The organism is Polaromonas potterensis (assembly GCF_033446725.1).
Lineage (GTDB): Bacteria > Pseudomonadota > Gammaproteobacteria > Burkholderiales > Burkholderiaceae_C > Polaromonas.
Map to the genome: position 1 here is coordinate 22,432 of NZ_JAWQLX010000008.1, position 20,998 is coordinate 43,429.

Consider the following 20,998-nt stretch of genomic DNA (forward strand, 5'->3'; position numbering starts at 1 on the left):
GTCTACGACAGCCAATTGCTGTCCTGACGTGTAGCGAGCGCTGGAAATCCCCCTGGCATGAAGTGCCGCTTCATGTTTCGGCCCTTGCCACTTCATGCCGTGCCGAGTCACAGTGAGGCACATGAACACGAAACAACCTCTTTCGCTCAGCGCCGCAGAAATGCAAGACCTAGTAGACAGTCTCGATGGGGCGTCGGAACTGCTCGTTCAAGTCGAAGGCCACAATGGCGAGTGCATCAGTGCAACGATATATCCCATAGCTCTAGACCCGGCCTATGTAGTGGGCTCGGTCGACTGGTATGGGCCGACCGTGTTCTCAAGCATCGTGCGTGCCGATATCCCCGAATCGCCGGAGTTTCGGGAACTGCTACTGGTATGGGCCGCTGTCGGAGAAAACTCAGTAGACGCTGTACCAATTCTCGGAATCGGTCGCTGGCGCTCGGCTCAATTGACGCTTCAAGACCCAGAGGGTCAACCTGGTCGTGTGACGGTTCAGGTTGATTCATCGACTTGGCAAGCGGTTATGACAATAACCGGGGCCGATGCAGAGCGCACTGAAGTACGGCTATTGGTTCCTAAATCATCCGGTGGGCGTGATGTTGCTAGCGTTCTGGTGGGAATGGCTGCCCGTTTTTTGTACAGTCGCTTGCCGCGGTTTCTCTGCACCCCAGTGTGTTCTCTTCCTGTCGCGAGGCCCCAATGAGAGGGACAGGAGAATTGCTGCTCTATTTAGATTTTGATGGCGTGCTGCACCACGAAAATGTCCAGTGGCATCCGCAGGTGGGGCCTTACATCTCTTGTGCTCCAGACGGCTACGTGCTGTTTCAGCACGCAGAGTTGCTCGAGCAAGTACTGGCGCCATATCCCAAGGTAAAACTTGTGCTTTCGACAACGTGGGCAAGACGTTTCGGCCGCACGTACGCAGCCAAGCAACTGCGTCCCTCTTTGCGAGAAAGGGTTGTTGGAGCGACCATCCATTCGCGGATGAGCGAGCAGAATTTCGTGGATGAACCACGGGGGATGCAAGTATGGACTGACGTCGTGAAGCGTAGTCCCCGCGATTGGCTGGCCCTTGACGATGACGGGCTGGGTTGGCCGGCGTGGTGCCTGGAAAAATTGGTCAGAACCCACGCGCTCGAGGGCATCAGCGAGCCGACTGTGCTAGCTGAGTTTCAGGAAAAACTTAGAAGAATGTGCCATGGCTGAGATTCCAGCATCATTTCCACGTGACCCTTGGCCAGCAGCGATTCCTGGAGCTCAGCCTAAGCTGGCTGCGCGCCTGATTGATGGATGTTACATCGTAGGGATGACCGACGAGGAGCTGCTTGAGCGCTATGAAATGTGTGAAGACCTGATACAGCAGCTTTTGGTCTATTGCAAGCGCAAGCAGACAGAGCACCCAGAATGGTCGCGCGAAGCGCTGCTTCAGAAAGTAGAAAAAAGCGCACGAACCCAAGGCTGGGATATCTCTCCCATTGAAATTACTTGGTTAATAGGGCGTCTACGAGAGCGCCTCTGAGGCCATGGTCATGTCGCAGGCTTACGAGTGCGTCATGACTGCGCCCTGCTGCGTTGCAGGGCCAGTTGCTTGATGCGGCACTTGAAATTTTTACGGGATGGGCATTCCCGGAATTTCGTACGCTGAGTATTTTTATTGAAAGAAGGCTCCATGAAAGAAACCCATCTACCCAATTCCTCTCCGTCTGACGCTGAGCGACTTGAGGAAATTCAATGCCCGCCCACTAAAACTTCTGACCCCAGAAATGCAAATCTCTTCACTGCCGAAGGCGTGCGCACGCGGCAGGTCCCCTTGCTCAGCAAGGCGAGCGAGGCATTCCATAGAGTAGTTACGGAGAATCAAGAGCATTTTTCTCTCAAATCTGCGGCTGAGCGTTTGAAGAAGCACACTGACCAATAACATTTGCCAATGACTAACCGCGATTAGCCAAGCAGGTTGGTTTCTGTATGCTGAATTCGAAGCCAACCAAACTCAACAACGCGCTGGTCTGGTGACGAGGGTCTGACTCAATCCCGCACTGCAAAGCTCGACAGCTCAAACTGCTCCGCTTGCAATGCTCAGGAGCTGCCTCTCAAACTCTCCGGCCGAACTCATCAAATCAATCGTCTTAAACCGCATGCGATGCCCTTGGATATCAACGTAGGCATCCAGCGCCTGGCCACAAAGCGGGTGCAGCAGCATGCCTTCGCTGTGCTCTATGCCTTGGGCCTGCAATTGCGCCGATTGGGTGTGCAAGTAGGCATAAAGCTGGTACAGATAACCGCTGCGCAGCACCTCTGACTTGTACTGGGTTTCCGTAAATATGTGCGTAAACTTGGTGTCAATCACCAGCTTGCGCTTTTGGACTGAGTGCACCAGTTCAATGTCAGTTTGCATACCGGGCAAATGCTCCATGATGCCATCGGACGCTTGCACGACAGGCCAGCTCAACTTGCGACCGCGCTGCACTCGCCATCCCTGCGGTTGCAATTGGATTCGCAAGGCATTGGCCACGGCCTTTTCAAACAAGCGGCGCACCAAATGCACATCAGCGTCGACTTCCACAGCATGGGTTCGTCCTGTCAGCTCGCTAGGGATGACGGCTTCAAATACCATATTGGCTAAACTCACCATCAGCAAATCTGCTGTTTCATTGCGGCTGATTTGGTCCGTCGCCAGGGCTGCGCGCGAAGGCTTCTGGCTCGAAACGCCCAAGCGCCCCAGCAGTTGTGAAAGTGCACGGCACTCACGCACCACATCGGGCGCATCCACTGCCACTGCCAAGTAATCCAGCGCTGCACGCACCAACCGGTTGCGCGGCGTATCCATTGTGTGCTCTTGAAAACGGCAAGCCACGCGGCCTTGCTCCAACAACTGTCTTGAAGCCGTGGTCAGTACATCGATACGCCCTCGCACGCGCGAAAGCACTGCATGCTGGGTTTGATAGCCCCGGCTCAGATTACGGTGCAACCGTTGTTGCACCACCCGCACTAGCAGCCGAGCCAACAGTTCGGGCAAGTCTCGTGCAGCCTCTTTTTCCACGCTGACAACATCTTTGAAGCGAACGAGGTCCGCTGCGTACAAAAACAGCAGCCAGATATTGCGCAGTGGAATCGTCGCTGCCATGCACTCAGTCCTGCTTCAACAGGAGCGCAATCGCTTCATTTGCTCGCTCTGGTGTGTCAAACCAGTATTCATGCAGCAGCGGCCCGATTTCTGAGTGCACTACTTCTTCAAACCATGCCTGCGGATTAGCCATAGGTTCATGCGGTGTGACATACGAATGGCCAACTTGAAACTGAGCACCCAAAGCGCGGTCTGCAGCAATCTCTTGGTTCAACGCTGCCATCCTCGCTTGGATATGCGCAATGGACGCCGTATCCATGCCTTTGTCACTGCACCATTGCTGCCAAGCACTATTCAGGCTTGGGGCTAAATTCACGAAGGCAAAGCGGCGACGCAGGGCCAAATCCACTAGCGCCAACGAACGGTCGGCCACATTCATGGTGCCGATCACATACAGGTTTTCTGGCACATACACCTTCTCACCGCGTGACTTCGAATAGGCCAGCTCCATCGCTTCTGCACGTGAACGCTTGCTGCTCTCCAGCAGAGTCAGCATCTCACCCAGCACCTGGGCTGGGTTGCCCCGATTTATTTCTTCAATGATGAGCACATGCTCCACATCTGGCTGTGCAATAGCCGCCTGCACTACCTGCAAAAACAGCCCGTCCGTTAGCGTCAAGCGTCCGTCGCCACTAGGTCGGTAACCACGTACAAAGTCTTCGTACGAAAGGGCTGGGTGGAACTGCACTACGCGCAACTGCTCGTCTGGTATGTTTTTTTGCCCAATCAACGCCTTGGCCAAGCGCTTGGCCAGCCAAGTTTTACCGGTACCCGGTGGGCCTTGCAAAATCAGGTTCTTCTTTTCTGTCCAGCGCTTGAGTATCCGATGTAGCTCTGCCTCCGGCACAAAACAGCCCTCAGACACGAGGTCGGTCACGCCATACACGGCCATCGGTGGTACTTGCTCTATTTCATCGATTGCTTCTGGCCCATCGCTCGAAGTATTCCCATCCAGTGCCGCGTCATCAGTTGCCATAAACCGGTCACGCCAGTACGGCTGGGCCATAAAAAACGCATAGTCTTGCTGCGCGCCGTCAAATGTGAAGGCCACCAAGCGGCGTGCGAGCACTTCGTCTTCCACCCGTGCTCGGGTGATGGTGGCACGGTAGGTATAAAAGTACCACTCGCGCGTCTTGGTCAGCGGTTCCCAGGCCACATCCACAGTGCGACCGTCACCGTGGTTATGGGTCACCGTGCCGGTGGCCTTGATTTTCATGGCGGCGACCGTTTGCCCCTTGTTGTCAAAAGGTGTGCCATGCTTGCGCGCAAACGCAGCCTTGATGGCAATGCGGTCACCGGGCTTCATGGCGCGCACTTGCTCGGCAAACTTGTCTTCATAGCCGTTCTGCCAAATGCCCTCCTGCAAAAAGCGGGGAGTTTGGTCCCCCTCGCCATCGCCCCACATGGCGCCTACAAACCAGTATTGCGTGCTGTCCGGCTGCACATGGTCTTCAGGGGCTTCCACTTCTTCCTCATGCCCTTTGAGCTGTGTCGCCACGTTATTAAACATGGCCACCGCTTGGGCTTCGGTGATTTCAGTGGCTTGTTTGCCTTGTTCCGTTAACGCCCATACGCCGTGCTTGGGTGCGTACATCCAGCCTGCCTTGGTCATATAAAAACGCGCCCAAGCCGCGCGGTTTTCAAAAGTGGGGCGGCCGTTTTGGTTGACTTGCGCTAAATCTTCTGGCGCCAGCCCTTCGTGCAGGGCAATGTGGGCATACACCTGTTTGGGGGTGGCTTGCCCACCCAGTTGCTGCATGGCCCTATGTACGGGGGCAAAGTAACTGACAAACTGCGGAACGCCCTCAATCTTGGCGTGAAATACGGACATGGTGGATGTTCTCCCTCGTTTGACCAGGCTGTGAATTTGTTGTTATGGGCTGGGGTATGGAGTGCCGCCGAGCGACCGATTTATGGCACCAAATATCGTAACAATTGACTGTCTGCGAACAACCGGCTTTTTTGTCGCCGGTACTTTAAAGATATGTGCGACCGCTTTCAGCCAGAAGAGGCAGTTTTGTTACTGGTACTTAAACGAGCAAGCTGGCCAATCTCAAGACACTAAAGCCGTCATTCACGAACGACTGAAACTGGCCGCAAGCAGGCAAGGCACCGCTCCAGCTTTAGGTTGATTTGAAACTTTGATTTGTACGGGGGTCGGTATAACCAGGGGCAAGTAAAGCACTCTCCGCGCCGTACAAGGCCAAAGGGTCACGCAGCCAAAGCATGTACTCCTTGCCCTGCAAGCTATGGTCTGGAGAACAGTCAACACTCCAGCGCCGCAGCATGTAGCCCGCATTCGCGGCCCTGACTTTGACGTGAAGCACGTCATCAGTCATGTCATGGTCCAGCGCAATCACTTCTGGCCGTTCATGCGACGGGTGCGGCACCAGCTCCAAATCAATGATTCGACTCCACTGAGCATCGTTTTCTGCCTTTTCCTCGGGGAGCACTTCACTTGTCTCGAGCACTGTGGTGGCACTCATGCGGGTGAGGACGAAATCTCGAAATTCACGCGACTTTCGGTCGAACGCTCGTACGTGCCAGCGGATGCCGGTGTCCACCAATGCCAGGGGAACAAGCTCTCGCTCTGTGGCCCCGCTGCTATTCGATACGTACGCAAGGCGGGCAGCTTTCCCACGGTGAATGGCCCTTGTGATTGGTGCCAAGACCGACATTTTTGGCTGACTAAGTGACGTCGGGAATTCGCACCGAATCAACGGTTTGAGTTCGGCGTCGATGCCTTCCCCAAACCCCTGGGATAGCGCTGACAAAACTCGTTGAGGCATATGTTCGAACAACGGCTGAAATGCCTGGCTGGGCACATATACCTTGGCGGCCCCTACGAAGTTCAGATTGTCGGGAACCAGCTCTTTGTACAGGGCGATGTCCCTGGTCGCACCCGCTGGACCAGTTCCAAACCTTTCCGTTAGGTCTGCTCGTCGCAACTCCCCAAGAAAGTACAGGCGGAAGTCAATGTGCAAAAGACGCTCAAGCTGTGCATGGGAGAGCTTGCTCAGTTGCTCGGAATATTTATTTTCGGCCATGTGGCAATCATATCTTGATGCCAACAATGACTCGAAAAAATTAGTTGACACACTCATTTTGATGACATAAGCTGTGCATATAGATTATCAATGGAGGCCATAATGGCTAAAAACAACCCGCCCGGCGACGGGCATCGCATCGGAGCTGTCAAACAGCGTAGCCAAACCCAGACACCGGCAGGTAACTGGGTCAAGCGCGACAAGGAGACGGGCCGTTTCATGGACGTAAAGACGACGGACACGACACTCTTCAAGGGTGTTCGCCGCGAGAAAAAGTAGGAGGTCCCATGTTTGACCGCATCGTCGAATATTTTTTCACGCACCCACGCCGTATCGGCCAACTTGGCAGACTCATCTTCAACGTGTGCTCGTTTGCGCTTATCGCTGGAATCATGGCGCAAGCAGTGCACGTGGTTATCAGCCAGGCGCAGCGACTCAGTGGCAGTGCAAATGAGACCAGTCTGACTGCATTGCTTCCGGGTATTCCAACCTGGTGGGTGCCTGAGGCATCTGAAGCCTTTGCTCTCTACATCGTCTTGGGACTTGTAGGGATGGCACTGACCCTTGAAGGCAGGAAGTTTGAAAAACTTCTCAGCCGCTATTAAGCAACCGTATCCACTCACAACCCTGGAGCTAAAAATGTCCAACGGAAATTCTTCTGAGGCCCCCGGCCACAACAAAAGCTACGACATCGTCGTCAACGGCAAACAACGCACCGTGACCGAAAACAGCATTTCCTACGAACAAGTTGTCCGATTGGCCTTCCCTGAAGGCCCGTTCGACATCCTGTACACGGTCGCCTATGCCAACCTGCACGGCAAAGACGGAACACTGGCCCCGGGTCAAGACACCCACGTCAAGGAAGGCATGAGCTTCAATGTCGTCAAAACCAACCGGTCTTAATCACAGCCTTCAAAACCTTCTCGACGAAGGCTTTGAAGTCGAGGTTCGACAGCAGCACCTGCTGGTGCATTCGGTACCCTATGTCGCAAACGACAAGGTACTGAAACGCGGGACCTTGGTCTGCACCTTCATTGAAAATGCTGGCGCTGTCCTTCCACCTGACAATCACCAGGTGTGGTGGACTGGTCAGTACCCTTGCTTTGCCAGCGGCGAGCGAATTGGACACATTCAAAATGAGGACAATCGGCAGGAGTTGTTTAAGGGGTGCACCATCCAACACCGCTTCTCCAATAAGCCTGATGGCTTTTCGAACTTTTCAGACCACTATTCCAAGATGGCCCACTACATCACCATCCTGCAAGACCAGGCAAAGGTAATCGACCCTACAGCCGACGCGCGCACAGGGCAAGTAATTGAAACTGAAGAAGGCTCGTCAGTTTTTCGATACGCCGACACCGCATCGGCGCGGGCGGAAATCATGATGACATCCTCGCGCCTCGGGCTTGGGCGGGTCGCCATCATCGGCCTAGGCGGCACGGGGTCGTATGTCTTGGACCAGGTAGCTAAAACTCCAGTGACAGAAATTCACTTGTTCGACGGTGACGAATTCCTGCAACACAATGCATTTCGGTCTCCAGGTGCAGCCAAACTGGACGACCTCGCCCAGCGTATGCCGAAATCTGAGTATTTCCAGAGCATGTATGACGCGATGCATCGGGGTATTGTGAGCCACCCCTACTACCTGACAGAGTCGAACCTGGTTGAGTTGACAGGATTTGACTTCGTCTTTGTGTGCGTGGATAGCGGTAAGGCGCGAGCTATGCTGAGCCGGCATCTTAAGTCTCTCGGAATGCCGTTCGTGGATGTGGGGATGAATATCCAGTTGGTGCAAGACACGCATAAACTCATCGGCACCTGCCGAGTCACGTTGAGCACCCCGGCGCAAGCTGGACATTTTGCAGAGTATGTCCCAATGGATGAAGCGGAGGAAGATGTCCTCTATCGCCAGAACATTCAGGTCGCAGACATGAATGCCCTTAACGCCCAACTGGCTGTGATGAAGTGGAAGCAGTTCTTTGGGTTTTATGCAGATGACTTCAATCCGCACAATACAACCTTCTCGGTCAACTCAATGTCCTTGGCCCGCGATGTTCAGGGTCCGCCTTCAAACCCATGAGAGTCCAAAAATTTCGACCTCAGTTCACCGAGTTCATCCCTGACAAGCTGGACGAGGGTGTGCTGTACATCAGCGAACGGTACAAAACCGCTTCGCATAAGTGTGCCTGTGGGTGTGGTGAAGAGGTGGTCACGCCCTTGTCCCCAGTGGAGTGGCAGATACGCAGAGATGGTGACCTGATTAGCCTCAATCCCTCCATAGGGAACTGGAACTACGCCTGCCGCTCGCACTACTGGATTCGGAGAAATCTTGTTCAGTGGGCAGGCTCAATGACCGCTAGAAAAGTCGCGCAAGTCCAGGAGAAAGACCGGATTGACAAAGCAAGATACATCGAAAAAATAAACGAACTCAAAGAAGGAGTGACTCCACCCGCGAAGACTGAGCAGTCGACCGCAAAACAAGGCCAACAGTTTGGGCTTTCAAAGGTTTTTGACGCAGTGATTAAGTGGTTAACCGGGCGCTAAACTCGAAAGAGTTATTTATCGCTGGAATTTTTTGGAGCCACGAGTTCGATGACCGCTGTTGGCCGACTGTAGCCGGCCGCGGCACGTCGCGATTCGGGCCCGAAAGCAACATTGCCATCGCTCATCGCCGGACATTGCTGCGTAGGCAACCTTGTTCCAGAGTTCCTGCGGCTTGGCGCGCAAGAGCTTGACGATTTCCGTACGAAGCTCACCGCGGACGGTTGTCGTCAGGTCTCCAGGGCGCGCCCATGGCAGAAGCTCATGGGGCTCGACATCGCCAACCCCAACCCAAGTTGGAAGCTTGCGCCGCATCCACGGCACGACGAAGCTTAGTACAACCTCTGAGTGCCTTGTTGCGCTCATAACTGCTTACGCCCGGGCCCGAAGCGTTGCAGGACTTTGGAAAGCCTCAGTCGGCAGGGCAGCCACTTCGGACAGGGAGCACACGATGCGCCCGTAGTTTGTTGGAATGTGCATTTCAAGCTCGACGCGTCAGGCGACCGCAAGCACTTGAGCGACCACCTGCTCCACGCGCACCGCCTGCGCCGCCACCGGCAGAAACAGCCACTTTTGCAGGACCTCGCGCCCAGTCGCGCGCACTAACGCGTCCGCATAGGAGTCGAGCTGCTGCCCATGCTTCTGGATGAGCGCCTCGTCGCGCGCCACGCCGCGAGGGTTCGCCTTGTGGTCAAGCAGAATCCACCCCTCCGGCGTGTCGACCAGGAAATCGATGCGACCACGAAGTCGCACCCCATCGTCCAGCCGAACCTCCACCGGTACCTCCACGTACACCGGACAGCCTGGCCAGCGCGCGTCGAGCCACCCCCGGAACGCTTGCAGCTGGGCAGCCACCGCCTCGGCGGTCACAGCACCAGCAACGCCCCAGCGAACGAGGATTGCGTCGACGTCGGCCACCGCAATGGTTCCGTGCGCGCCGGCCTTCGCGATGCACAGATGCAAGGCCTGGCCAAGCTGCTCCATGTCGACAGCAGCATTGATAGCAATCCTCTCCCCCACCACATCGAGCTCCGCCTGGCTGTAGACGCCGCCTTTGGTCGCACTGGGCTGTGACCAAAGAGGCCGCGGCGGTACGACTTGGCCCTTTTTGTACCAGCTGAGGTCTTGCATTTCGACAGGCTCCGGCCAGGCCTCCGACTCGTCCTTGGTCCAGCTGCGACTCGAGCGTGCGATGGTCGTTCCGTCGAGGAGCGCCACGGCGCCTGTATTGCCAACGAGGAGGTCCGTGGCGCCAACTTCATCGAGCCAAGAGAACGCGTTCTTTCGAGTGGTCGAGGCGAGCACGATGGCGTCGCGAGCCCGCGTCATACTCACGTAGAGAAGCCGCAAGTTCTCATCACGACCGGCTTGCATCATGGCCTTGCCGAACTCTGATTCTTCGCCAGCGGCCGCGGCCGGTGGCGAGTTGCAGGAGCCATAAGGGAATGGCCAGTAGTGCACGAACCGATTGTGCAGCGGCTGCTCTGCGTCAAAGGCGCCGTTCGTGCGGGCGCGCACGTTCCAGAGCGACGTTCGCGCGCCGGTTCCCAAGCCCGTAAGCACCACGACCGGCCACTCCAGCCCCTTGGCGGAATGGTGCGTCAGAACGCTGACCGCACCTTCCGCCGCCACGGCGCGAAAGTCCAGCTCATCGACTGCCAACTTACGCATCCACTGGAGCAGGCCGCCCACGGTCGCCGGCTGACGTGCTGACACGCACTCGTTCTCGTAGGTGCTGGCCAGCGCCACCAGTGCCTCGACGTTCGCGATGCGCATGCGGGCCTCCTGTGCGCTGCTGGACCAGCGAGTTGCCAGTTCGGCGATGTGCGACTCGGCCTTGGCCAAGCGCAGCGCCTCGGAAGGCGTCAGCGCGCGCAAACACGGTCGGAGTTCCTCGAGCCGGCCGAGCACAGCGTGCGCAGTCTCGCCGGTCGCTAACCACTGATGTGCCTTGCCCTCCGCAGCCAGGAACTTCAGCCTATTGTTCAGCCATTCAGCGTGGTCCGACCCGTTGCTCAGGGAGACGATAAGCGCACTTGCGACGGTATCCGTTGGGTCCTGCAGCCGGCGCAGGCATGCCATGACGAACATCGCCTCCGGCGTCGAGAGCAGACCTGGCCGACCACTGGCCGACGGAATGCCACACCGCGACAGCGATGCGACGGTCGTTGCGACCTCGGTGTTGTAGCGGCAAAGGATGGCGATGTCGCCGACGACCAATGGGCGCAGAACCTCCGTTTTCTTGTCCATCACCTGGTGGCCGCCAGCCAATAGCTCCGTCACTGCGATGCCAAGACCCACATGGTCAGTCGTCGGGTAGCGGCTCTCGAATAACCAGTTGTGCAGCGAGACATGCTTGCCGCCAATGTCTTCCCGCGATGGCGTCAGACGCACCGTATCTGGGGGCACTGGAGTAAACGCGTTCTCGAATACCGCATTGGCGAGCGAGACGAGGCCCGGCGTGGACCGCCGCGACGTAGTAAGCGGCTCTCCAAGCTTGCCGCCCCATCCTTCGATGGATTCGACGATGCGCTCGATGAGGGTCGGGTCCGTGCCGCGGAAGGCATAGATGGCCTGTTTCGGGTCCCCCACCCACACGGAGCGCTTCGCGAGCTTCGCCAGCTCCACGAAGATTGCGAGCTGCAACGGATTCGTGTCCTGAAACTCGTCGACGACCACCAGGTCGAGCTCGTCGGTGAGTGCCTGGCGCGCCTCATCGCTTTCGCGCAGCATCCTGAGCAGAAGGACGCCCTGGTCTGCGAAGTCGAGCGCGCCTCGTGCGAGCTTCACCTGTGCGTAGGCCTCGAGCGCATCTGCTGCCAGGTTGAAGACCAGCGTGAGGTAGCGTCGCACGTCCGCGTGGAACTGCGGGTGCCTCTCGTGCACCGTGGCCGCCTCGCGCACTTGCGGGAAGAGGTCCGCCAACTTCGCGCCGCCCTCCTTGAGCGTGGCGGTACTTGCCCAGGTCTGCCAGGACCAATCCCCTGACTCAAACTGCCGCTGGCGACTGCGCAGGTCGTCGATGTCAGTCACCATGTACTTGAAGGGGGTCTTGTTGGCCGCCAACAGCTCATTGATGCGCACCTGAATGGCGTCGGCCGCCACACCCAGCGCGGCCACGACGGCCTTCTCGTAGTCCACGCCCTCCACAGGGGCCGGCCAGTTCGCCAGCATGGCGTCCGCGTTGGCCTGGCCCATCGCGCGCAGCGCATCACCAGAAATCACATTCTCTCGTGCGGCATCAACGATGGCGGAAACGGGCTTCGCCCATTCGTGGTCCTTGAAGGCGAAGTGCCGGTTGAGCACCATCAGCTCGGCGCGGTCGGCATCGTCCAGGGTGCCGGCGAGCGTCGCCATCAGCAACTGGTCGGCTTGGGGCTTGTTCAGGACGACCTGGTCGGGCGACATACCCACCTCGAAGCAGAACCGGGAAAGTAGTTCTCCGCAAACGCTGTTCACCGTGCCGATGCGGGCCTGGCCCACGGCTGAGGCGAGGTCGACGCGACCACTCTCCAGAAGCTTCGCGCGCGCCCGCTCGCGGAGCTCGGCCGCGGCTTTGATGGTGAAGGTGGTGGCCAGGATGCCCTGTGGACGTGCGCTGCAGTCGGCCAGTGCGTCCGACACGATTTGCGTGAGCCGGTAGGTCTTTCCGCTTCCAGCGCCAGCGCTGACGAATTCAACTGGATTCATTCCCAACCTCCCAACAGTGCGAGATGGTCGCTGTCGTAGCGACCCACTTCCTCGAGTGGCAACGTGCCTTCTGGGCCACCGAGCGTCTTGAGCTTCCCGAAGCGCCCGTCGACCCACTCGACCTTGCCCTCAGCCCATTGGCCTTGCCGCCACTTCCAGGTGGCCACGGCCATCTCGAGCAGCTCAAGAAGCGATGCGGCCGGCGCCCTCACCTCCGCGGTGCTGAAGATGTTGCCTTGCGTGACCAGCAGGTCTGCACTTTCGAAGATGAAGTAGCCAACGGTGGCCGGCAGTGCTCCGAGGTTTTCGCGAACGACGCCGGCGTAGAGCGCGAGCTGCAGGTGGCGCCCCTCGGCCAAAATCTTGCGGTAGCCGCTCGCCCAACTGAGCTTGAGGTCGAGCAGCGCGGTCTGCCCATTCGGCAGATGCGCCAGCATGTCCATCTTCGCAGTGAAAGGCTCGCCGGCGAAGGTTCCCTCGAGTTCGAGCTCGGTCTGCACCTTGGTCACACCGGCCTTCTGCAGGTGGGCGAGCAGGACGCATGCTGCACGGCGGCACATCCGTTTGAACCGGTGGAGCTCGACAGATGCGCCCAGCACCAGAAGAGGTGCAGCTTCCGCCTCAAGCAGCGGGTCAATCATTGCGTCGAACCAGGCTAGTGCTTGCTCGGACGTCCAAGTCAGGGCACCGTCCTGCTGGAAGAGCTTCTCGACCACTCGGTGCGCAAGCGTTCCGCGGAGCCTGCTGCCGTCGGATGCTTCGAGCACGGTTCCGGTACGTAGGGTCGCCACATCCTTCAGCACGGCCAACGCGGGGTTGTGGAAAAAGTCGTTCAGATTCGTGAAGGCGTGTTTCTCGCGCCGGCTCTCGAGAGGGATTCCCAACTCGATGTAGCGCTCCGCTGTAAACAATTCCACCGCCTTGACGGCGCCAGCCAGCTCGTCTTTCGTGTGGGCATCAGGAAGTGCTTCGTCGATGCTGACGACTTTGACCACAGGGACGATTTGCTTGATGAGCTGCCAAGCCGGATGCTCCTCCTGACCGGGTGGAGGCAACACGAGCACGAACCGATACCTTGCGGCGAAGAGTGGGCGCAGCCACTGGCGCGAGAGCGCAACCAGTTCAGCGGCCGGGTCGCGCAGCCGCACTCCTGCCGCAGCGAGCCCTGCCAGTTCCTGCGCAGACCACGGATGAGGTGCGGGCAGCACGGGCGTCGACGGCATCCACCAGAAGACCTCGTCCGCCTCTTCGGGCGAACACACCGCGGCAACCACGGCGGACTTCAAGCAGCCGGCTTGCGAATCCGCATAGGGGTTAATGGCGCCGCTCGGCGTCGCCTGGCTTAGTAGCTGCTCGATTTCGCGCGGAGTCAACGTGGCCACACCCTGCCGCTGGAATTCCTCCAGGCTGGCGAGCACCGCTTTGCACTGGTGAATCGCTGGCCCCACACCCAGCTTGTCAGCATCCGCGGCGCCGGCGAGACGCTTGAGTTCCTGGTAGACCCGGTCAGCTCGAGCGCCCAGCGTGGCAATTGGCGCGCCGGCTCCACGGTCCCAACGCTCACCCTCAAACCAGAAGGCCACATCCCCAAGGACCTCCTTCGCGTTCTCCAATTCCTTCAGCGACTCCTTCGTCGCGACCCAGCTTTCGCTTCCGATGCCAGGTTGAGCGGCGAGAGCCCTGGCAAGAGGTCGCCGAGCCTTCGCCGTGAAGGGGCCAATGGGATGCACCAGGAATTCGACGAGGCGCGGCACGCCGATGGGCGTCCAGCAGGTCTCGAGTGCGAGGCCCATTGCCTGCAGTGCCGGCCGCAGGTCGCTGGAAGCGCCGAACCCACACGCTGGCACGCCTGTGGCCATGAGCGTTGCGTCCAGAGCGTCGCCGCCGTCTTCGCACAGGATGAGGCGGTCCGCTGGCTTGGCGCGGCAGATTGCGCTCAGCCAGTGCTCGGCCATTTCGCACGAGCGCGCCTGCACGACCTCGACGGAGCCGTCGCCCTCGAGCACCAACTTGTCACCAGCGCGGCCGGCGTCGACTGCTGCCAAGACGTGCTTCTGAAGACGCCCGAGGTCCCCAGGAGCAGCGGGGGTAAGTTCCGGCGCGGGTCGGACCTCCATGAGTGCAAGGACGGCCTGCCAGGCAGCGGGGAAGAGGTTCAGGTCGTCTACGAGCTGCACGCTAGCCACAGGAATGCGGTTGCCGGCGCGCAGGGCGTTGGCTACCGCGACGAGGCGCTCGCCCTCACCTGGCGCCAGTTCGCCTGCGGCGAGTGTTTCCACTGCGGCCAGGTCCTGCAACTTGCGCGGCGAATTTGGAAGCGCGGTTCCGTCCCAGCCTCCGAGGTACCACTCATCGCGCCACTCGAGGAGCCGGGCTGCCGAGCCTACACTGTCGGCCTCCAACGACTTCGAATAGAAGCGCCTCTTGCCGTCCACCTCAGCCTGGCTCAGGAAGCCAAGGTACGCGGCGACGCGCTCGGCATGGGGCGTCTCCGGGCCGGAGAGGCCAAGGTAGGTCTCCAACAATCCAAGAAAGCCCTGGCGGCCGACGACCGGCGCCATGAAGTAGTCGTGGCTTGAGGGGCCCTGCCGCTCATCCAGCCGCAATCCAAAATTGACGTTCATCCTCATTCGATGCCTCCAAGTCTTGCCTGACCGAATAAAAATCATGTTAGCGTAAAAACTATTCGAATAAAAACTAGTCTTTTGCTACAGTGAGGTCATGAGCGCAGAAACGCCCCCTGCCGACGGCGGCTTGGGCAAGCCCGCTCCGCGCTGGAGCCAAGACCGCCGCCTGGAATTCCTGGACTTCCGATTGCGCTGGGAGGGCCGAATCAATAGGCGCGACCTCACCTCGTTCTTCGGAATCTCGGTGCCGCAGGCGACCCTTGATATCAAGAAGTACCTAGAGCGCGCACCCGAAAACGCCGCCTACGACCTCAAGACGCGCGGCTACCTGGTTGGGTCTGATTTCAAGCCACTCTATCCCATCAACGAGCCTCACCGGTATCTCAACGAGCTCTTGGCTCGCACTGCGGGCATATTGCCGGCAGAGCTCAGCTTCCTGGGGTGGGCGCCTCCCACGGTCACCGTGCCTTCCCCAGCTCGACACCTCGACCCGACGGTTGTGGTCGCGGTGCTCACTGCGATTCGCCACGGCGTTTGCCTGAAGGTCGTCTACCAGTCGATGGCCAAGGCTGAGCCCGCGGAACGCATCCTCTCACCGCATGGGGTCGCGTTCGATGGCTTCCGCTGGCACGTTCGCGCGTTCTGCCACATGCGTCACGAGTTCCGCGACTTTGTGATGGCACGAATGCTGGAGGTCGAGGTTGCGGAGGAGCCCGGTACCGACGGCGCGGACGATGCGGCCTGGCATCAAGTGGTGAGTCTTGTGCTGGCGCCAAACTCGCGTCTTCCAAAGGCGACGCGTCGCGTCATTGAGCTCGACTACGGCATGACCGACGGAGAACTAGTTCTTGAGTGTCGGCAGGCCGTTCTGTTCTACGCGCTCAAGAGGCTGGGGCTGCTCGAAGTCGCCGGCAACAACCCACAGTTACAGCAGATTGTCTTGCGCAACAGGGCGGCCGTGATGAAGTTTCTCCCCAAGTCCAGTGCCTGACGGCTAGAGGCAGGGCGACGGCTAAACCTTGGGCCGTCGACATTGCTGGCAGGTGTCCTCGACCTCAAACCAAATCGTTGTGCGCGCTGCAAGCGTCGGCTAAAGCAGCACAGCCCCAAGGCATTGGGCCGCCTGTGACCGCTTTATAGAAATGTCTCTGCCAAGGAGTAGGGTGACGGGCAGGGGCAGGGGCAGGGGCAGGGGCAGGGGCAGGGGCGGGAGAGGTTGCCCTTCCCTGTGAACCCGGCGGAATGACTATACCGGCAAGGTCAATGCTGGTTGATTTATCAGAAAAGTCATTCCGCATTGGCTCGCCCTCTCAGACGCCTTGGACGACCGGCTCCTGCGCATGAGCGTGATGGCTGCTAGCGCCACAACGAGGTTCAAGGTCTCTAGCCATCGAGACCGCGGTTGCTCATCTCCTTCGGAAAGCTGACCACTGGCGAGGTTGAGCAACTCCAGACCTTGACCCGTCAACTCCTGCAGTGAACGACAACCAAGTCAACCCTCGCTTTAGGCCACCCAAGGTCGAATCGCTTGGAGGAGCTGTACAGCACCGACATCTCGCCCAGCCTGATTGCATAGGTGAACGACGAGTCGGGCCATTTGATTCGCATACCTATATGAGAGACCACTAACTCTCTAGACCTCAACGTTCGATTTGAAAATAACTGACATCAGGCCCACGGTCTTCAAAACCGTAAGTCTGTGAATGTCAAATTATTCCTTTGAAATCAATCGCCTACAGAACATCCGTTATTCGATAACGGAATCACCTAACGGAAATTGGCTCAATCAAAAAGTCGAATGGGGACGTCAAAACTCTTCCATGTCCACCACATATGCACAGCTGATTCAATACCATTGCACATCACTCATTACTGATTCAACCTCTAAAAATATCGAACAAATCGTTCGAAATCACCGTTCGACGCTCAAAAGTTTCCTGAGCTTCCTGGGCAAACACGAGACATCTACCGTCGGCTCGGAGCTGACTACGGATTTCACTTCTGCCACGGCACGTTACCTGAAATCTCTGGTCGATATTTCCGCGCGTACGATAAGCGACCGGCGGGGACTACTCAACACTTGGAGGACTTCCTTCGAACAGTTCGGTATGTCCGCGGATATACCAGTACGCGGCCGAGAACTTCGGTCTTCCAAAACGCCGGCGGCCGTCGCAACCCCTTTTCATCAAAGACTGCGTGAGGCCCTGCAAGCCCGCGGCCTGAAGCCCAAGGCAGCAGCAAAAGCATCAAGTACCTCTACCTCGGCCATGCTGCGGTGGATGCGCGGCGCGCATCCGAGCGTACGGTCATTGGGAAATCTCAAAAAACTCGAAACGTTTTTGTCGATTCCGAATGGAGAACTAGTTAACTTGGCGTTGACCGACATCAAAGGTCGAACCTACGTGCCATCTGACAGTTTTCGCGTCCGTCTCAGCAAGATTACGAAGGAAAAGTACTGCCTCCAACCTTCCGAAGTAACTCCCTTGTTATTGGCTCAGTGGTCAAAATTATTTCGCTATAAAACGGCTGCGGGCGCACCTAGGGGATTGAATCGACACGCCAAAGGGCGCTGGACGTTGGCCCCAAGCGATAAGGCAACATCCTCGCCATCGATTCTGAACGCTCAAGGCAATATGGTTTCTGCAACCGCTGATTTTTGGTGGAATATATTGTCACGCTTCATCGGTTTCCTGCGCCTAGACCCAGCACGCAACGGATACGGCCTGAACGATGACGATGCTCAGAATCTGGCATGGCTGGCCGTGCCAGATGCGGTTGAGCGTTTCCTAGAATTCATCACGGTCCGTTCGGACGGTTTGAAACATGGTACACAACGGATATTTTCCAGTTGCGTCAGTGCGATGGTCCATTGCGTCCATGGATATTTGACTCAACAGCCAGAATTTGCACTGACCTTACCAAAACACGTGCTTGACGGATGGACCTGGGATGAAATGTGTGCGGAGACAGCAAAATTAGCGTCGGCGTGGAAATCAGACTCTACAGGGCAGTCTCGGGATACAGCGGCACCGCTTCAGTATTTCTTCGGGCACCAATGTGCGCTGGAGCCGGTGATGAATGCGATGAATAGGCTCCGCTTGGAAGCAAACCGGAGCAACCATGGAGTGCAAGAAGCGCTCCATCGCCGTAATGAACTTTTGCTTGGGTTTCTGACCTCGAATCCACTGCGTGCGAAGAATATTATTTCCCTCACGTACAAAACAGATAATTCTGGAAATGTGTACATGGACCCAACTGGCGCCTGGCGAATCAGAATTCCTGGAGACATGTTCAAGAATAAGAGTCGTGTTGGTCGGGATACGTACGATGTCGCAGTCCCAACTTGGCTTCAGTCGATGTTCGACGACTATGTCCGTGATTTTCGTCCACGCCTTTTGAAGGAAAAAACGGACCCTGGATTCTTCTTTCTATGCCGTAACGGAAAGCGCTTTGAGTCAATGAATAGACATGTTTTGATGCTTACACGCCGCCTTATTCCGGAATGCGGAGGGATTTCCCCACACGCATTCCGCCACTTGGTAGCGACGGATTGGCTCAATACACATCCGAATGATTTCGCCACGGTTTCTTTGCTTCTGAATGACACGATTGACGTCATTATGAAAAACTATGCCCATCTGAAAAAAGACATGGCATTCACGAAATATGCCGACTACCTCAATGGGGTGAGAAATGCCAAAGGTTTGTAATGGGTTGGTGGCTTTCATGAGAAATAATTCTTAGCCCGCAAAAAATCGACTAAGTTAATTTCGAAATCCCATCAAGAAGACATCCAGATTTCTGGGTGTCTACTTTTTTGTCGTCGAGTACCGACCGTGGTCATCTTGGTATAGCAGAGCACCGTTGGTCAAAGAAGTTTCTGGGTGGTGGTCAACCTTGAAATGCAAGCGGCGGCCAGTGACGCGTTTCGCAGGGCTACAGACGGCTACGACAGGACATCTGCCTCGATGCAGTCAATGTACGTCTCATATCTTGAGCAATCACCCGATAATCGCTCAAGATATGAATCTCGTGGGTTGAGCAGAAAAACACGACTCTCTATACAATGAACAGAAAACACCACTTTTGTTGTAAGTATGGAGCACTTATGCCACGCACTCAACACCCCCTCTCGCTGTCCTTGACGAAGCTCGCCACAGGCCTCGGCCAACGTATCGAGCTCGCCCGTTGCCGGCGCGACCTCCCGGCGACGCTCTTCGCCGAACGCGTGGGCATCTCTCGCAACACCTTGGCGCGGCTAGAGGCTGGCGACCCTGCGGTCGCGCTCGGAACGTACCTGAAGGCGCTGCGCGTGTTGGGCCTGGAGGGCGACGTCAACAATGTGGCGAGCGATGACATCCTGGGCAGGAAGTTGCAGGATTCAGCTTCCCTGCGCACCCGGGGACGCGTGAACGGCCCGTGACCCTAAAGAACCCTGAAGGAACCCGATGGCTACGAAAAACGCACGCGCGAACCGCCCCGGGCTGGAGGTTCACCTGGACGCCCCGGAGCTCAGCCCAGCCATGCACATCGGGAACTTGTTTCCCGCTGCCGAACGGGTCGACCTCGCTCCCTCCTTTGAGTACACGCAGGCATGGCTTGAGGCCCCAGCGGCCGTGCCGATAGACCCACGGCTGCCGCTGTACGCAGGCGAGCAGCACTCTGCGGACGGCAAGGGGTTTGGCGTTTTTTCTGACTGCGCACCGGACCGCTGGGGCCGGGTGCTGATGGAACGACGCGAGGCAAATGCCGCCGAAAAAGAAAAGCGGCTCATGGTGAAAACGAACGACCTGTTCTACATGCTCGGCGTGAATGACTTCACCCGAGCCGGTGCCCTTCGATTCCGGCGTGGCCCTAAAGAGCCGTTCCTCGATAACAGCCAAATGCCAGCGCCCCCCGCGACCGACCTGCGTGAGCTGGCCGAGGTCGCCAGGAAGCTCGACGGCCCCCGCCCTGAGGCAATGCCCGAGTACGAAAAGTGGTTGGCCATGCTCATCGCCCCCGGCTCGTCGCTGGGGGGCGCGCGACCCAAGGCCACCTTTACCCTGCAGGACGGCACGCTCTGGCTGGCCAAGTTTCCTGGGCACAACGACCAGTACGATTGGGGAAGCTGGGAATACCTGGCCTACCTCCTGGCTCACGATGCTGGCATCGTGATGCCCAAGGCCACTCGAGTGCTCTTGAGCGACCGGTACTACACCTACTGCGTCAGCCGATTCGACCGCCAGGCCACCATGCCGGGCGGCGACCAAGGGCGCCGGATGTATGCATCGGCGATGACCTTGCTCGAGCGCCGCGATGGCCAGGAGGGGGGAAGCTACCTTCACATTCTCGAGGCGATTGAGACCTACGGCGGTGCAGGATTGACCGAGGACATGCACCAATTGTTCAGGCGCGCTGTCTTCAATCTCTTGGTGGGAAACCGGGACGACCATCTGCGCAACCATGGTTTTTTTCTGACGCCCACGGGCTGGCGGCTTTCCCCCGCTTTCGACATAAACCCCAACCCCGCCAAGAGCGACCACTCGCTGACGTGGGACGGTAAGTCCGCGGCGCCCACCCTCCAGACCTTGGTGGCCACGGCAGGCTACTACCGCCTCAGCGCGGCCGCCGCACAGGCTATCGTTGATGAGGTCACTAAAGTCGTGGCCACATGGAAAGACCGGGCCGCAAAGCTTGAACTCTCCAGTGTTGAGGTCAAGATGATGAGCTCCGTTTTTGCGGTCTGATGACCCAGGAATGGCCAAGCCATACGTTTTCCAATTTCCGCGTCTGCTCGGGCCGTAGGTCGGCTTCGGGCCCGTTTCTGCCGTCGAGGTGAGTTTGAGGAACTTCCGCTTTCAGGTCTCTTGCTGCCAGTCGCCACCATCCCCTTCGTCACCGAATTGCAGCGGTTGCCCGACGCCAGCAGTCTTTCCATGAAGTCCAACTCGACTGTCCGCTTTGATGGGGTTCCGCCGACAGAGCGC

At 57.9% G+C, this 20,998-nt stretch carries 17 protein-coding genes; 12 read left to right on the top strand and 5 right to left on the bottom strand.

Translation table 11 applies throughout. The features are described from left to right. The first annotated feature begins 121 nt into the window (after nucleotides 1-121). From R6254_RS14845 to R6254_RS14855, 3 genes are read left to right on the top strand one after another with little or no spacing between them, the layout of a single operon-like run. A complete protein-coding gene (locus R6254_RS14845; protein ID WP_318407922.1) occupies nucleotides 122-703 on the top strand; it encodes a hypothetical protein in 582 nt (193 codons plus the stop codon). 14 nt (nucleotides 704-717) lie between these two features. Further along, nucleotides 718-1,206: an HAD domain-containing protein gene (locus R6254_RS14850; protein WP_318407923.1), complete on the top strand. Its 489-nt coding sequence runs from the start codon at nucleotides 718-720 to the stop codon at nucleotides 1,204-1,206. After that, complete coding sequence (locus R6254_RS14855) at nucleotides 1,199-1,519, top strand: hypothetical protein (RefSeq protein WP_318407924.1); 321 nt, start codon at nucleotides 1,199-1,201, stop codon at nucleotides 1,517-1,519. The genes R6254_RS14850 and R6254_RS14855 overlap by 8 nt, the downstream gene beginning before the upstream one ends. A gap of 534 nt (nucleotides 1,520-2,053) precedes the next feature. Here the strand turns inward: R6254_RS14855 and mcrC are convergent. The 3 genes from mcrC to R6254_RS14870 all read right to left on the bottom strand — a co-directional run bounded on the left by mcrC (nucleotide 2,054) and on the right by R6254_RS14870 (nucleotide 6,171). Next, nucleotides 2,054-3,124, bottom strand: a complete 1,071-nt coding sequence (gene mcrC / locus R6254_RS14860) for a 5-methylcytosine-specific restriction endonuclease system specificity protein McrC (RefSeq protein WP_318407926.1) — start codon at nucleotides 3,122-3,124, stop codon at nucleotides 2,054-2,056. A 4-nt stretch (nucleotides 3,125-3,128) separates the two neighbouring features. Continuing rightward, nucleotides 3,129-4,955: an AAA family ATPase gene (locus R6254_RS14865; protein ID WP_318407928.1), complete on the bottom strand. Its 1,827-nt coding sequence runs from the start codon at nucleotides 4,953-4,955 to the stop codon at nucleotides 3,129-3,131. A 292-nt stretch (nucleotides 4,956-5,247) separates the two neighbouring features. Then, nucleotides 5,248-6,171: a WYL domain-containing transcriptional regulator gene (locus tag R6254_RS14870; protein WP_318407930.1), complete on the bottom strand. Its 924-nt coding sequence runs from the start codon at nucleotides 6,169-6,171 to the stop codon at nucleotides 5,248-5,250. A 102-nt stretch (nucleotides 6,172-6,273) separates the two neighbouring features. On the opposite strand from R6254_RS14870, the gene R6254_RS14875 reads away from it, so the two are divergent. Genes R6254_RS14875 through R6254_RS14895 form a run of 5 tightly spaced genes read left to right on the top strand, consistent with a single transcriptional unit; the run spans nucleotide 6,274 to nucleotide 8,715 of the window. Beyond that, a complete protein-coding gene (locus R6254_RS14875; RefSeq protein WP_318407932.1) occupies nucleotides 6,274-6,450 on the top strand; it encodes a hypothetical protein in 177 nt (58 codons plus the stop codon). A gap of 8 nt (nucleotides 6,451-6,458) precedes the next feature. Continuing rightward, nucleotides 6,459-6,776: a hypothetical protein gene (locus R6254_RS14880; protein ID WP_318407934.1), complete on the top strand. Its 318-nt coding sequence runs from the start codon at nucleotides 6,459-6,461 to the stop codon at nucleotides 6,774-6,776. 34 nt (nucleotides 6,777-6,810) lie between these two features. Then, nucleotides 6,811-7,074, top strand: a complete 264-nt coding sequence (locus R6254_RS14885) for a multiubiquitin domain-containing protein (RefSeq protein WP_318407936.1) — start codon at nucleotides 6,811-6,813, stop codon at nucleotides 7,072-7,074. After that, nucleotides 7,049-8,251 carry a ThiF family adenylyltransferase gene (locus R6254_RS14890; RefSeq protein WP_318407937.1) on the top strand — a complete coding sequence of 401 codons (1,203 nt, stop codon included), beginning with the start codon at nucleotides 7,049-7,051 and terminating at the stop codon, nucleotides 8,249-8,251. The genes R6254_RS14885 and R6254_RS14890 overlap by 26 nt, the downstream gene beginning before the upstream one ends. Next, nucleotides 8,248-8,715 carry a ubiquitination-like system serine protease family protein gene (locus R6254_RS14895; RefSeq protein WP_318407939.1) on the top strand — a complete coding sequence of 156 codons (468 nt, stop codon included), beginning with the start codon at nucleotides 8,248-8,250 and terminating at the stop codon, nucleotides 8,713-8,715. The genes R6254_RS14890 and R6254_RS14895 overlap by 4 nt, the downstream gene beginning before the upstream one ends. Before the next feature lie 492 nt (nucleotides 8,716-9,207). On the opposite strand, the gene R6254_RS14900 is transcribed toward R6254_RS14895, so the two are convergent. After that, a complete protein-coding gene (locus R6254_RS14900; RefSeq protein ID WP_318407940.1) occupies nucleotides 9,208-12,402 on the bottom strand; it encodes a UvrD-helicase domain-containing protein in 3,195 nt (1,064 codons plus the stop codon). Continuing rightward, nucleotides 12,399-15,032 carry a PD-(D/E)XK nuclease family protein gene (locus R6254_RS14905; protein ID WP_318407942.1) on the bottom strand — a complete coding sequence of 878 codons (2,634 nt, stop codon included), beginning with the start codon at nucleotides 15,030-15,032 and terminating at the stop codon, nucleotides 12,399-12,401. The genes R6254_RS14900 and R6254_RS14905 overlap by 4 nt, the downstream gene beginning before the upstream one ends. Before the next feature lie 91 nt (nucleotides 15,033-15,123). Here R6254_RS14905 and R6254_RS14910 point away from each other — a divergent pair, with 91 nt between their 5' ends. From R6254_RS14910 to R6254_RS14925, 4 genes are all read left to right on the top strand, one after another. Next, nucleotides 15,124-16,020 carry a helix-turn-helix transcriptional regulator gene (locus R6254_RS14910; RefSeq protein ID WP_318407943.1) on the top strand — a complete coding sequence of 299 codons (897 nt, stop codon included), beginning with the start codon at nucleotides 15,124-15,126 and terminating at the stop codon, nucleotides 16,018-16,020. A 712-nt stretch (nucleotides 16,021-16,732) separates the two neighbouring features. Then, nucleotides 16,733-18,739, top strand: a complete 2,007-nt coding sequence (locus R6254_RS14915) for a hypothetical protein (protein ID WP_318407944.1) — start codon at nucleotides 16,733-16,735, stop codon at nucleotides 18,737-18,739. A gap of 398 nt (nucleotides 18,740-19,137) precedes the next feature. After that, nucleotides 19,138-19,452: a helix-turn-helix domain-containing protein gene (locus R6254_RS14920; RefSeq protein WP_318407945.1), complete on the top strand. Its 315-nt coding sequence runs from the start codon at nucleotides 19,138-19,140 to the stop codon at nucleotides 19,450-19,452. A gap of 25 nt (nucleotides 19,453-19,477) precedes the next feature. Further along, entirely contained in the window at nucleotides 19,478-20,758 is a 1,281-nt protein-coding gene (locus R6254_RS14925; protein ID WP_318407946.1) for a type II toxin-antitoxin system HipA family toxin, read from the top strand. Nucleotides 20,759-20,998 lie beyond the last annotated feature (240 nt).